This window comes from Pseudoclavibacter sp. VKM Ac-2888, from assembly GCF_015351285.1.
Taxonomy (GTDB): domain Bacteria; phylum Actinomycetota; class Actinomycetes; order Actinomycetales; family Microbacteriaceae; genus Pseudoclavibacter.
In genome coordinates, this window is the sequence record NZ_JADKSM010000001.1 from 36180 (window position 1) to 48434 (window position 12255).

The window sequence follows — 12255 nt, forward strand, 5'->3', positions numbered from 1 at the left end:
AGCTGGGCTGACGGGCAAGACAAGCGGGTACGCTCGATCCATGCAGGAAGCGTCCCCAGCACAGCAGGCCACGATCGCCGTCATCACGGTCTCGGATCGGTCTTCGCGGGGCGAGCGCGAGGACCTCTCGGGTCCGGCGGCGCTGGAGGCGCTCGCCAGGCACGGCTACACGGCGGTGACGCTCAGCGTCGTCCCCGACGGAGCCACGGTCGTCCGTGACGCCATCGCCCACGCGGCGGACTCGGACGCGCACATCATCCTTACCCTCGGTGGCACGGGCCTGTCGCCCCGCGACGAGACGCCGGAGGCCACCTGGCCCCTCATCACCCGCGAGCTTCCCGGCATCGCCGAAGCGCTGCGAGCGACAGCGCGCGACCGGGTCCCGACGGCCGTGCTGTCGCGCGGGCTCGCGGGCATCATCGACCGACCAGGGCGCGGAGCGCCGAGCCTCGTCGTCAACCTCGCCGGCTCACCGGGCGCTGCCCGGGACGGCGTCGCGCTGCTGGCCCCGCTCATCCCGCACATCCTGGACCAGCTCCGCGGCGGAGATCACACTCCGTGAGTGCCAGCCCCCTCGCCCGAGTCACGAGCGACGAGCTGCTCCTCGCCGAGCACCTCGCCGCCGTCGAGGATCCCCACGCGGGTGCCGTCGTGACCTTCGTCGGCCAGATCCGGGACCACGACCCCGAGGCGAGCGGACGAGTCGTCTCGCTCGACTACACCGCGCATCCCGACGCCGAGCACGTGCTCGAGAGCCTCGTCGCGGACCACGCCCGCGACGGCGTGCGGGTCGCCGTGAGCCACCGCATCGGACACCTCCGAGTGGGCGACATCGCCCTCATCGCCTGCGTCGCCAGCGCGCACCGCGGCGACGCCTACGAGGTGAGCCGGGCCCTCGTCGAGGCGGTCAAGGCCGAGGTGCCGATCTGGAAGCAGCAGCACGAGGTCGACGGCGCAACCTCCTGGGTGGGTCTGCCATGACCGGCGTCCCCGTCACGATCGCTCGCCGCCCGAGGCTCGTGGAGCCGCAGCTCGAGCCGTCTCCCGGAGACCCGATCGTCGACAAGCACGGCAGAGTCCACCGCGACCTGCGTATCTCCCTCACCGACAAGTGCTCGCTGCGCTGCACGTACTGCATGCCGGCCGAGGGCGTCGAATGGCTGGCCAAGGCGAGCATCCTCTCCACCGAGCAGATCGTGCGCATCGCCCGGATCGCGGCGGCCTCCGGCATCACCACGTTCCGGCTGACGGGCGGTGAGCCGCTCCTGCGTCCCGACGTCGTGGAGGTCGTGCGGCGCATCTCCGAGCTGCATGGCCCGGATGGCCCAGTCCAGGTCGCGATGACCACCAACGGCATCCGCCTCCCGCAGATGCTTCCCGACCTCATCGACGCCGGCCTCGACAGGCTCAACATCTCGATCGACACGATCAGACGCGAGCGCTTCACTGCGCTCACGAGGCGAGACAAGCTCGATGAGGTGCTCATCGGCATCCGCGCCGCCCAGAACTCCTCCCTGCGGCCCCTCAAGCTCAACGCCGTCGCGATGCGCGGCGTGAACGACGACGAGATCGTCGAGCTCGTGGAGTTCGCCATGGAGCACGACGCGCAGCTGCGCTTCATCGAGCAGATGCCGCTCGACGCCGGACACACCTGGGACCGCGCGCAGATGGTGACGCGCGAGGAGATCCTCGAGTCGCTCAGCGCGAGGTTCACGCTTGAGCCCGTGCCCGGCCGCGGCGGCGCCCCCGCCGAACGGTGGACGCTCGACGGCGGCCCGCACACGGTCGGCGTCATCGCCTCCGTCACGGCGCCCTTCTGCGGCAACTGCGATCGCCTGCGCCTCACCGCCGACGGTCAGCTGCGCAACTGCCTGTTCTCGACGAGCGAGTACGACCTCATGCCCATCCTCCGAGCCGAGGCCGCCGGCTCAGGAGACTCCAGTGCTGCGGCCGACACCGCGGCGAGGGCCGCCGCGACGGACCTCGCGATCGATGGCCTGCTGCGCTCGTGCATCCACAACAAGCTGCCGGGGCACGCCATCAACGACCCGAGCTTCCTGCAGCCAGCTCGAGGGATGAACGCCATCGGCGGCTGACGACCCGGCGGTCGCTTCAGCCTCCAGTGAAGGGCGGCAGCACGTCGACGGATGCACCGGGTGCGATCGGTGCGTCGGCGTCGGAGGTGCGCACGCCGTCGATCAGGAACGAGCACCGGGAGAGCACCTCCGCGACGTGGACGTCGCCCGAGGGGTTGAGCGTGCCGACGAGCGCGGCTACCGTCGCCGCTTCGAGCGTGAAGTCGCTGCCGCCCACGGCCTCCGCCGCTCCGGCGAAGACGCGGACGCGGCTCGGGGTGCTCACGACTCCTGCTCCCAGGAGAGCGCGCGAGCCGTCACGAGCTCAGCGAGTCGGCTGAAGGCCTCGGGGGAGTCGGCGGCGGAACTCTGCCGGCCGAGGGCGAGCCCCAGCGCGAAGGTCGTGAGCGGTGCCGCTGGCCTGGCGACGTTGTGCGCGACGTCCTTCGCGACGTCGAGGAGCGCTGCGATGTCGATCTCGTCGTCGATCTCGAGCACGCGCTTGGCCTCGGCGAGCCAGGCGTCGAGTGCTTCCGGTGGCAGGTGCTTGGGAGTCTCGGTCATGGTCTCTGGGTCCTTCCGTGAGCGGTGATGGTCTGCTGTGCTGCGCGAGCACGCTGTGCTGCGCGAGCACGCTCGGCCGCGAGCTGCTCTGGGGTGTCGATGTCGGCGCTCGCGCCGCGTCGGTCCGGCACTCGGGTCAGTGCGAGGGGCTCGAGGACGTGGCGGAGGGCCAGGCCGTGGGCACCGGACGCTGCGGCCGCACGCTCGAGGGCGCGCTTGAGCGCCGTCGTGCGGTAGATGCCGGCAAGCCACTGCGGGCGCCCACCGCTGTCGACGACCACGAATCCGTCGGGGCCGCCCCCGGGTGCGCCATGTACCGAGGCAGCCCTCACCGTCGAGGCAGGTGGGGAGCCGTCAGCGTCGGCTTGCCCGTCAGTTGCGACTTCGGACGCCGCCGTGCCGCGGCCGCTCGCCTCCGTGAGGAGCTCGACGAGCGCAGGAGCTCGGGGTAAGTCGCAGGCGAGCAGGAGCAGCCACGGCGCCGAGACGCTGGGGAGGGCGGCCGCGAGGCCAGCTGCCGGTCCGCCGAACGGGGGTTCCTCGCGGATCAGCTCGGCGGGCGCCTGCACATCGACGGCACCGACCACGATGGTGCGACTCGCGCCGGCGTCATGAGCCGCGCCGAGCGCCACGTCGATGAGGCGCCTGCCCCCGACCTCGAGGTCGCCCTTGCTGACGCCACCGAGACGGGAGCCGCGGCCACCCGCGAGGATGACCGCATCGAGCCCCGGGGTCGGGCGGCGGCGGCTGCGCGGCGGCTGCGCTACTGCTCGCGCTTCCACGGCCCCGACTTCCCGCCCGTCTTCGCGATGAGCTTGATGTCTCCGATCGTGACCGACTTGTCGATGCCCTTGACCATGTCGACCAGCGCGAGCGCTGCGACCGAGACGGCAGTGAAGGCCTCCATCTCGACACCGGTGCGGTCGGCGGTGCGCACCGTCGCCGTGATGAGCACGCCGTCGCCACGCAGCTCGAGATCGACGGTGGCGCCGTGCACGCCGATGATGTGGGCGAGCGGCAGGAGCTCCGCGCACTTCTTCGCGCCCTGGATGCCGGCGATGCGCGCCACGGCGAACGCGTCTCCCTTCGGCACTGCATCGTTGGTGAGGGCCTCGAGCACGTCGGTGCCGCAGTAGACCATGCCGGATGCCGTCGCGGCCCGTACCGTCGGCTGCTTCTCGGTGACGTCGACCATCCGTGCGTGGCCGGCTGCGTCGAGGTGCGTGAAGTTCGTCATGGTCAGAGTCTGGCACCCACGTCCGACATCAGGCGGACCACCTGCACGACATCGCCCTCTTCGACCCGCTCGACACGCGCATCCACGATGGCGTAGCCGTTCGCGTCGGCGAGGCTGCCCACGAGGTGCGAACCCGAGCCCCGCGCGGCGGCGGGCGAGACCACGACCCCCGACTCGGTGGTGCGGATGCGCGCGGGCAGGTACTGGCGGCGCCCGGGCGGTGTGCGCCAGCCGGTCTCGGCGCGCGCGCTCAGACGCGGGTCCTCGACGACGGAGGCTCCTTGCAGGGCGCGCAGGCACGGCCGCACGAAGACGAGGAACGACACCCAGGCGCTGACGGGGTTGCCGGGGAGGCCGAAGACGAGCGGGCCGAGCTCGCCCTCGCCGACCCACGGCTCGGCGAGGCGACCGAAGCCCTGTGGCTTGCCCGGCTGCATCGCGACCTTCTCGAAGCGCACCTGGCAGCCGGGGGAGAGGAGCTCCTTGACGGGGTCGTAGGCGCCCATGCTCACGCCGCCCGTCAGCACGATCACGTCGCAGCGGCCCGCGAGTGCCTGCAGTGCGGCCTCCAGTTCGGCGACCTCGTCGGAGACTCGGACGACGTCGACCAGCTCGCTCCCGTGCTCGATGGCCAGGGAGGAGATGAGGAGTGAGTTCGAGTCGGGGATCTGCCCGCGCTCGAGCGCCTCGCCTGGTGCGACGAGCTCGCTTCCTGTGGCGATCACGGCGACGCGTGGGCGCCGCGCGACGGAGACCGTGCCGTACCCGGCCGAGGCCAGTGCGGAGAGGGCCTCGGCGCTGCCGCGCGACCCCGCGGTGACGAGCGGGTCTCCTGGCTGGCGGTCCTCGCCGGCCGAGCGGATGTGCACGCCGCGCTTCGCCGGGGCGGTGATGCGCACCCGCCGCTCGCCGCCGTCGGTCGCCTCGACGGGCACGATCGCATCGGCGTCCGCCGGGACGGGGGCGCCCGTCATGATGCGGGCGGCCTGCCCGCTCGCGAGCGAGGGGTCGGAGGCGGTGCCCGCCGGAAGATCCGCGACGACGTCGAGGATCACCGGTGTCTCGGGGCTCGCTGCGGCCACGTCGTCGGAGCGGACCGCGTAGCCGTCCATGGCCGAGTTCGTCCAGGGTGGCAGCGCGTATCGCGACACGAGGCTCTCCGCCAAGTACCTGCCGTGGGCTGCCGCCAGGGCAACGGTGTCGCTCGGCAGCTGGCGGGACTCGCCCAGCACGCGCGCAAGCTGCGTCTCGACCTCGATCATGCCCGCACCCCTGTCTGAGTCGCATCCGCGCCGAGCGTGCCGCTGGCTGCTCGCAGCACCTGCAGCTGAGGTGTCTGCACCACTCGCACGTCGAAGCCGTGCGGCGCGAGGAGCAGCGCCGCCCGCCTGGCCCTCGCGGCGGAGACGCAGTAGAGGTTGAGCGGGGCATCCGGCGTGCCCGCGTGCCCAGCCTTGAGCCCGAGGAGTCGCGTCCTCAGCACGTCCGGCTCGCGCTCGAGCTGAAGCAGCTCGCTGAGCGGCAGGGAATGGGCACCTGGCAGCGCATCGACGGCGTACTCGTCCGGCTCGCGCACGTCGATCAGCCGGCCGTGCGAGTCACGAACCGGATCGAAGTCGAGCGGGGCCGGCCTCGCCTGCGGGGCTGTTCCGTTCTCCTCCGGTGCGGGGGATGCTGTCTGCGACGTCGAGCATGCCGCCGACGGGGCCGAGGTGCCCGCCACGCGGTCGAGGGCGGCGTGATCGGCTGCCCGGAGCGGCACTTCGGAGATGCGCATCGTGAGCGCCTCGACGACGAGGAGCCTGCCGAGGAGCACGTCGCCGATCCCGGTGATGAGCTTGATCGCCTCGGTCGCCATCATCGAGCCCACGACGCCGCAGAGCGAGCCGAGCACACCCGCCTCTGCGCACGACGGCACCGAGCCCTCCGGTGGCGGCTCAGGGAACACATCGCGCAGGGTGATGCCCTCCGCGGGCGCCGGCGGCGCCGACCAGAACACCGTGAGCTGCGCGTCGAAGCGCAGCACGGAGCCCCACACGAGCGGCAGGCCGAGGCTCGTGCACGCGTCGGCCACGGCGTAGCGCGTCGGGAAGTTGTCGGCGCCGTCGAGCACGAGGTCGTAGCCGCCGAGGATGCGCTCGGCGTTCGCGCCATCGAGGCGCTCGTCGTGCTCGACAACCGTCACGCCCGGCGCGAGCCGTCGGAGGCTGCGGGCGGCGCTCGCGGTCTTGCGAGCGCCGACGTCGTCGATGCCGTGGATGACCTGCCGGTGCAGGTTGCTCGGCTCGACCGCATCCGCGTCGATGATCCCGATCGTGCCGACCCCCGCCGCCGCGAGGTACTGCAGGGCCGGAGCGCCGAGGCCCCCGGCTCCCAGGACCGCGACCCGGCTGGCGGCGAGGCGGCGCTGCCCGATCTCGCCGAGCTCGGGCAGGCGGCGCTGTCGAGCGGTTCGGGCGAGCTCATCGCCCCGGAGCTCTGGGGACGGTTCGACAAGCGGTGCGAGGCGCATGGCGTCACCCTACCGCCGCATCCCGCGCAGCCAACCGGCAGCCGACCCTGCCCGGGTTCGCCTCGCGCCCGCGCTCTCGCCGCGCACGCCGCCCAGGGCTGACTTGTGGTCGCTACCCGCGAAGAATGACGACCACAAGTGCGCTCTCGGCAGGAATGGTGGGCGGGCGCGGATGCGCGCGGCGAGCTAGCATGATCGCGTGGGTCGGATCACGGTGCGACGGAGCGTTACACGCCTGAGCCTCGGGAAGCCCCCGAGCAGGAAGGCCGACTTCCTCGCGGCCGAAGAGCCCCTCGAGATCCGCGTCGGCGGACAGCAGCTCGCGGTCACGATGCGCACCCCGGGCAACGACTTCGAGCTCGCGGCGGGTTTCCTCGTCTCCGAGGGCGTCATCTCGCGCGGCGAGCAGTTCCGCTCGGCGATGTACTGCGCCGGTGCCGACGGGAGCGCGGATGGTCTCAACACCTACAACGTGCTCGACGTCCGCCTCTCCGCTGAGACCCCGCCGCCTGACCCCGACCTCGCGCGCAACTTCTACACCACGAGCTCCTGCGGACTCTGCGGCAAGGCGAGCATCGACGCCGTCGAGCTGACCTCGAGCTACGACGTGGCCCTCGACCCCGTCACACTCCAGGCGGCTCGGCTCGTGACGTTCCCCGACAGGCTCAGGGAACAGCAGGAGGTGTTCGAGAAGACCGGCGGCCTGCATGCTGCGGCGCTCTTCGACGCCGCGACCGGCGACCTCCTCGTGCTGCGCGAGGACGTCGGACGGCACAACGCCGTCGACAAGGTCGTCGGCTGGGCGGTGCAGAACGACCGGCTTCCGCTGACCGGGACGGTGCTGCAGGTGTCCGGCCGATCGAGTTTCGAGCTCGTCCAGAAGGCGAAGATGGCGGGTATCCCGATCCTCGCGGCCGTCTCAGCCCCCTCATCGCTCGCCGCCGACCTCGCCGAGGCCAGCGGCATGACCCTCATCGGGTTCCTCCGCGGGGAGTCGATGGTCATCTACTCGCGCCCCGACCGCATCCTGGACGCCGAGGAGATCGAGCTGGGAACGGAGACCGAGACCAACACCGAGACCGAGACCGAGACCGAGGCGGGGGCACGGAGCTAGCGCGCATCAGCGGCGCGACAAGCGCAGCTGCGGTTCCCACCAGAGCACGGGCCACGCACATGCGGGAGCGCGTGAGAAGATGCCCGCATGGCAGAACAGCGATACCGGGTCAGCGAGGCCGCATCGCTCCTCGGGGTCAGCGACGACACCGTTCGTCGCTGGGGTGCGAGCGGCCGCCTCGACCTGCAGGGAGACGCCGGCGCGAAGACCGTCGCGGGCGTTCAGCTCGCGGCTCTCGCCAAGGAGCTCGCCGACGGCGACGCCAGAGCCGACTCGGGCGAGCTGCCGCCCGCATCCGCCCGCAACCGGATGCGAGGCATCGTCACCAAGCTGACGCTCGACACCGTCATGGCCCAGGTCGAGGTGCAGGCTGGCCCGTTCAGGATCGTGTCGCTCGTGTCACGCGAGGCCGTCGACGAGCTCGGCCTCGAGGTGGGGAGCCTCGTCGTGGCCAGCGTGAAGGCGACGAACGTGGGAATCGAAGGAGTGCACAGTGCCTAGGAAGCGGAGACCAGGAACGCTCCGGTCCGTCGCCGCCGCCCTCGGGATCCTCGTCCTGGGCGCGCTCGCAGGATGTGCTCCGATGACAGCCCCGACTGGGCCTACCGGCGAGGCGTCCGTGTCTCCGTCACCCAGCGAGACCGGCCCGACCGGCAACGTCACCGTGTATGCCGCGTCCTCGCTCACCGAGACCTTCACGCAGCTTGCGGGGGAGTTCGAAGCGGAGCACCCCGGCGTCACCGTGACCCTGAACTTCGGGGGCAGCTCGACGCTCGCGGACGAGATCGTGGCGGGCAGCACTCCCGTCGACGTGTTCGCCTCCGCCGACGACGCGACGATGAAGACGGTCGTGGATGCGGGACTCGTCGAATGGACCCCCGCGACGTTCACGCGCAACGCGCTGGTCATCGTGACGCCAAAGGGCAACCCGGCCGGTGTCACGGGCCTCAAGGACTTCGCCGACCCCACGCTGAAGATCGCCGTCTGCGCCGCGAAGGTTCCCTGCGGCGCCGCGAGCGCCAAGCTCTTCGAGCAGAACGACATCGTTCCGAAGCCCGACACCAAGGAAAGCGACGTCAAGGCGGTGCTCACGAAGGTGCGCCTCGGCGAGGCCGATGCCGGACTCGTCTACGCGAGCGACGCGAAGGCCGCGGCGAGCGAGGTCACGGCCATCGAGTTCCCCGAGGCGCTCGACGCGGTCAACAACTACGGAATCGTCCCGCTCAAGGCCGCGCCCAATCCGGAGGCGGCCGCCGCCTTCACCGAGTTCATCCTCACGGCGCGAGGCGTCGAGGTGTTCGATGAGGCCGGCTTCCTCAGCCTGACGTGAGCGACGCGCCGGGGAATGCGGAGGGCGGTCACCGCGTTAACCCCGACCGTGCGGGCATGCCCGCACGCCAAGATCTGAACCTCTCAAGGAGTACTGTGACCGACTCGCGCACCGCGACCCGCGACGCCGAACCGACCCCAGCTGAGTCCGCATCCGCGGGCGCAGCCGCCTCCACGAGCGAGCTCGGCGCGGACCCGCGCACTCGCTTCGTGATCCCACTCCTGCTCGTCTCCGCGTTCGTCGTCATCCTCAACGAGACGATCATGGGCGTGGCCCTGCCCGCCCTCAACGCCGACCTCGGCATCCCGCTGGCGACCGGCCAGTGGCTCACGACCGCCTTCATGCTGGTCATGGCCGTCGTCATCCCCATCACGGGCTTCCTGCTGCAGCGGTTCCACGTGCGCCAGGTGTTCATGGCGGCGATGATCCTCTTCTCGCTCGGAACGCTGCTCTGCTTCCTCGCGCCCGGCTTCGAGGTCCTGCTCCTCGGCCGCATCGTGCAGGCCTCCGGTACCGCCATAATGATGCCGCTGCTCATGACGACCGTGCTCAACATGGTCCCGCCGGAGCGTCGTGGCCGCACGATGGGCAACATCTCCATCGTCATCTCCGTGGCACCCGCAATCGGACCGACGGTCTCCGGCCTCATCCTGCAGGTCTTCGAGTGGCGCTGGATGTTCGGCTTCGTCCTCCCGATCGCCATCGTCGCGCTCGTGCTCGGAGCCCTGTTCATCAAGAACGTCACCGAGCCGCGCCAGGCGAAGATCGACGTGCTCTCCGTCATCCTCTCCGCCTTCGCGTTCGGTGGACTCGTCTACGGCTTCTCCGGGCTCGGCGAGAGCTCGGCGACGGCCGTCGTCCCCGCGTTCGTCCCGATCCTCGTCGGTGTGCTCGCGCTCGGCGCGTTCATCTGGCGCCAGATCGCGCGCCAGAAGACGGACTCCGCGCTCCTCGACCTGCGCGTCTTCACGAGCCGCCAGTTCACGGTGTCGCTCATCCTCCTCGCGGTGAGCTTCATGTCGCTGTTCGGCACGATCATCCTGCTGCCCATCTACATGCAGGAGGTGCTCGGCTACGACACCCTCCGCGCCGGCCTCACCCTGCTGCCCGGTGGCCTCACGATGGGTCTGCTCGCGCCGTTCGTCGGTCGTCTCTTCGACCGGTTCGGCACCAAGCCGCTCATCATCCCCGGCTCGCTCGTCGTGAGCACGGCGATCTGGGGCATGACGATGCTCGGCGAGAACTCCGAGCAGTGGATGGTCATCGCCGCCCACGTCACCCTCTCGATCGGCCTCGCGCTCATGTTCACGCCGCTCATGACCAGCGCGCTCGGCGACCTGCCCAAGTCGCGGTACTCGCACGGCTCCGCCGTCGTGACCACGGCGCAGCAGCTGGCCGGAGCCGCAGGCACGGCGATGTTCGTCGTCGTCATGGCCAACTCGACGCTCGCGGCGGCCGGTGAGGGCCTCGCGCCCATCTCGGCTGAGGCGCAGGGCATCCACTCTGCCTTCCTCGTGGGTGCGTGCATCTCGCTCGTCACCATCGTCGGCACGTTCTTCGTGAAGTCGACGCCGAAGCGCGCGGACGCGGAGATCCCGATGGGTCACTGAGCCTGCTCAGCAGACGGAGGGCCCGGCACCAGAGACTTCTGGCGCCGGGCCCTCCGTTCGTCCCCGCCCGGAAGATCTTCCTGTCGAGATTTGCGAAGATGGGGAGTCGAGCGTCCACCGAGCTGAGGAGCGACCATGGCTGACGCGCCCGAGATCGTCGAGAAGTCCATCACCTTCGAGGCCGCACCGGAGCGGCTCTGGAGCATGCTCACGGAGCAGGAGTCGTTTGCGAGCTGGTACGCGTTCGGTGGCGCGACGATCGAGGCCGAGCCCGGGGGCGTGCTCGCCGTCCACTGGCCGGAGCACGGCACGTTCCGCGGCGAGGTCACGCTCGTGGAGTCGCCGCGTCGCTTCGGCTACCGCCTCGCCGCGGTGCCGGAGGAGGACCCGCAGCCGCAGAACAGCACCGTCGTCGAGTTCACGATCGAGCCGGCAGACGGCGGGTCGGCGCTGACCGTGCGCCATTCGGGTTTCGAGGAGCTCGAAGGCCTCGCTGCGGACTCGACGTCGGCCGAGATCGAGACGATGGCCTGGACGGCGGCGCTGCCGCTGCTGCGAGAGGCACTCGGCGAGGCCCCGGCGGAGGAGATCCCACTGCTCTGATCCGGGTGCTTGCTCTGATCCCGCTGCTGGGTGACTGGCGCGCCATCGTGCCTGGACTCAGCAGAAGTTACGGGCTCGAAACATGGGCGTCACGTGCTCGGAAACGAGCAACCGTAGTTTCGCACTAGACAACGCATGATGTCGTGAGCGAAACTTCTCGGAGTCGCAACGACGCGACCACGAAAGGTTTTCACATGACCGACGTCGACCCCACCCTCGAGATGTCAGACGGCGCCTTCCACCGCCTCCTCGGCCCTGAGGCCGAACCCGGCTTCCTCGCCGACTCCGAGCTGCCCGCCTACTGGGGCCGCAAGTGGGGTGCGCAGGACGAGGTCGGACGCCTCCGCACCATCATGATGCGCCGCCCCAGCGCCGGCCTCGAAGCCGTCGAGAAGGCGGGGGAGTCGACCTGGATGCCCGAGATCGGCGCCTACGTCGACCCGGATCGCCGCTGGTACTGGTCTGGCCGCGAGTTCCCCGACCTCGAGAAGCTGCACAGCGAGTTCGACAGCTTCGTGCAGGTGCTCGAGGACAACGAGGTCGAGGTCGTCATGGCCCCCGACCTCGCCCCCAGCTTCACGAAGTCGGTCTTCACCCGCGACCCGCTCGTCACGATCCCCGGCGGCGCGATCATCGGCCGCCTCGCACCGCGCATGCGGCGAGGCGAGGAGCAGTCGATCACGCAGACCGTTGCGGCCCAGGGCATGCCGATCCTCGGCACGATCACGGGCACGGGACTCGTGGAGGGCGGCAGCTTCATCAAGGTGCGCCCCGACCTCGCGTTCTTCGGCACCTCCGTGCGCTGCAACGTCGAAGGCTACCGTCAGCTCAGGAACATCCTCGAGGAGCAGGGCATCGAGCTCGTCCACTCGCAGATGCCCGGCTACCAGATCCACCTCGACCTGTGCTGCGCCATGCTCGACGACGACCTCGCGCTCGTGAACTCGCGCATCGCGCCATATGACTTCCTCGACGCGCTCTGGAAGCTCGGCATCGAGACCGTCGACGTCGCACCCCAGGAGGACTGGGCCTGCAACCTCCTGACCCTCGACCGCCGCAAGCTGCTCTTCCCCTCCCACCTGCCCCGCACGGCGGAGCTCCTCAACTCGAAGTACGGCGTGGAGATCATCCCCGTCACCTACCGCGAGATCAACAAGAACGGCGGCGGGCTGCACTGCTCGACCATGGAACTCCAGAGGGACTGGTAAGC

The 12255-nt window shown here is 70.4% G+C and carries 15 protein-coding genes; 9 read left to right on the top strand and 6 right to left on the bottom strand.

All coding sequences use genetic code 11. The annotated features are described in order from the left end of the window. Window positions 1–40: 40 nt before the first annotated feature. The 3 genes from ITJ61_RS00185 to moaA are packed head-to-tail and all read left to right on the top strand — an operon-like array spanning window position 41 to window position 2096. On the top strand, window positions 41–562 hold the full coding sequence (locus tag ITJ61_RS00185) for a MogA/MoaB family molybdenum cofactor biosynthesis protein (protein WP_160074004.1): 522 nt from the start codon (window positions 41–43) through the stop codon (window positions 560–562). After that, window positions 559–981, top strand: a complete 423-nt coding sequence (locus ITJ61_RS00190; RefSeq protein ID WP_194685139.1) for a molybdenum cofactor biosynthesis protein MoaE — start codon at window positions 559–561, stop codon at window positions 979–981. Before ITJ61_RS00185 ends, ITJ61_RS00190 begins: the two co-directional genes overlap by 4 nt. After that, complete coding sequence (moaA, locus tag ITJ61_RS00195; RefSeq protein WP_194685140.1) at window positions 978–2096, top strand: GTP 3',8-cyclase MoaA; 1119 nt, start codon at window positions 978–980, stop codon at window positions 2094–2096. Before ITJ61_RS00190 ends, moaA begins: the two co-directional genes overlap by 4 nt. A 16-nt stretch (window positions 2097–2112) precedes the next feature. On the opposite strand, the gene ITJ61_RS00200 is transcribed toward moaA, so the two are convergent. The 6 genes from ITJ61_RS00200 to ITJ61_RS00225 are packed head-to-tail and all read right to left on the bottom strand — an operon-like array spanning window position 2113 to window position 6388. Beyond that, entirely contained in the window at window positions 2113–2361 is a 249-nt protein-coding gene (locus ITJ61_RS00200) for a MoaD/ThiS family protein (protein ID WP_194685141.1), read from the bottom strand. Continuing rightward, a complete protein-coding gene (locus ITJ61_RS00205) occupies window positions 2358–2639 on the bottom strand; it encodes a DUF6457 domain-containing protein (protein WP_104242221.1) in 282 nt (93 codons plus the stop codon). The genes ITJ61_RS00200 and ITJ61_RS00205 overlap by 4 nt, the downstream gene beginning before the upstream one ends. Further along, the gene (mobA, locus tag ITJ61_RS00210; RefSeq protein WP_194685142.1) at window positions 2636–3421 is read right to left on the bottom strand and encodes a molybdenum cofactor guanylyltransferase; all 786 of its coding nucleotides are present in this window, start codon (window positions 3419–3421) and stop codon (window positions 2636–2638) included. The genes ITJ61_RS00205 and mobA overlap by 4 nt, the downstream gene beginning before the upstream one ends. Then, a complete protein-coding gene (gene moaC, locus ITJ61_RS00215) occupies window positions 3403–3876 on the bottom strand; it encodes a cyclic pyranopterin monophosphate synthase MoaC (RefSeq protein WP_104242218.1) in 474 nt (157 codons plus the stop codon). The genes mobA and moaC overlap by 19 nt, the downstream gene beginning before the upstream one ends. A gap of 2 nt (window positions 3877–3878) precedes the next feature. Then, window positions 3879–5138, bottom strand: a complete 1260-nt coding sequence (glp, locus tag ITJ61_RS00220; RefSeq protein WP_194685143.1) for a gephyrin-like molybdotransferase Glp — start codon at window positions 5136–5138, stop codon at window positions 3879–3881. Then, window positions 5135–6388 (bottom strand): ThiF family adenylyltransferase, encoded by a 1254-nt coding sequence (locus ITJ61_RS00225; protein WP_194685144.1) that lies wholly within the window; start codon window positions 6386–6388, stop codon window positions 5135–5137. Before ITJ61_RS00225 ends, glp begins: the two co-directional genes overlap by 4 nt. Window positions 6389–6587: 199 nt before the next feature. Here ITJ61_RS00225 and fdhD point away from each other — a divergent pair, with 199 nt between their 5' ends. From fdhD to ITJ61_RS00255, 6 genes are all read left to right on the top strand, one after another. Then, window positions 6588–7502: a formate dehydrogenase accessory sulfurtransferase FdhD gene (gene fdhD / locus ITJ61_RS00230; RefSeq protein WP_194685145.1), complete on the top strand. Its 915-nt coding sequence runs from the start codon at window positions 6588–6590 to the stop codon at window positions 7500–7502. Between the two features lie 87 nt (window positions 7503–7589). Further along, window positions 7590–8003: a TOBE domain-containing protein gene (locus ITJ61_RS00235; protein WP_104242210.1), complete on the top strand. Its 414-nt coding sequence runs from the start codon at window positions 7590–7592 to the stop codon at window positions 8001–8003. 82 nt (window positions 8004–8085) lie between these two features. Continuing rightward, entirely contained in the window at window positions 8086–8832 is a 747-nt protein-coding gene (modA, locus tag ITJ61_RS00240) for a molybdate ABC transporter substrate-binding protein (RefSeq protein WP_104242208.1), read from the top strand. A gap of 56 nt (window positions 8833–8888) precedes the next feature. Then, the gene (locus tag ITJ61_RS00245) at window positions 8889–10442 is read left to right on the top strand and encodes an MDR family MFS transporter (RefSeq protein WP_104242206.1); all 1554 of its coding nucleotides are present in this window, start codon (window positions 8889–8891) and stop codon (window positions 10440–10442) included. A 135-nt stretch (window positions 10443–10577) separates the two neighbouring features. After that, complete coding sequence (locus ITJ61_RS00250; protein ID WP_104242204.1) at window positions 10578–11045, top strand: SRPBCC domain-containing protein; 468 nt, start codon at window positions 10578–10580, stop codon at window positions 11043–11045. Between the two features lie 194 nt (window positions 11046–11239). Then, complete coding sequence (locus tag ITJ61_RS00255) at window positions 11240–12253, top strand: dimethylarginine dimethylaminohydrolase family protein (protein ID WP_104242202.1); 1014 nt, start codon at window positions 11240–11242, stop codon at window positions 12251–12253. The last annotated feature ends 2 nt before the right edge of the window (window positions 12254–12255 follow it).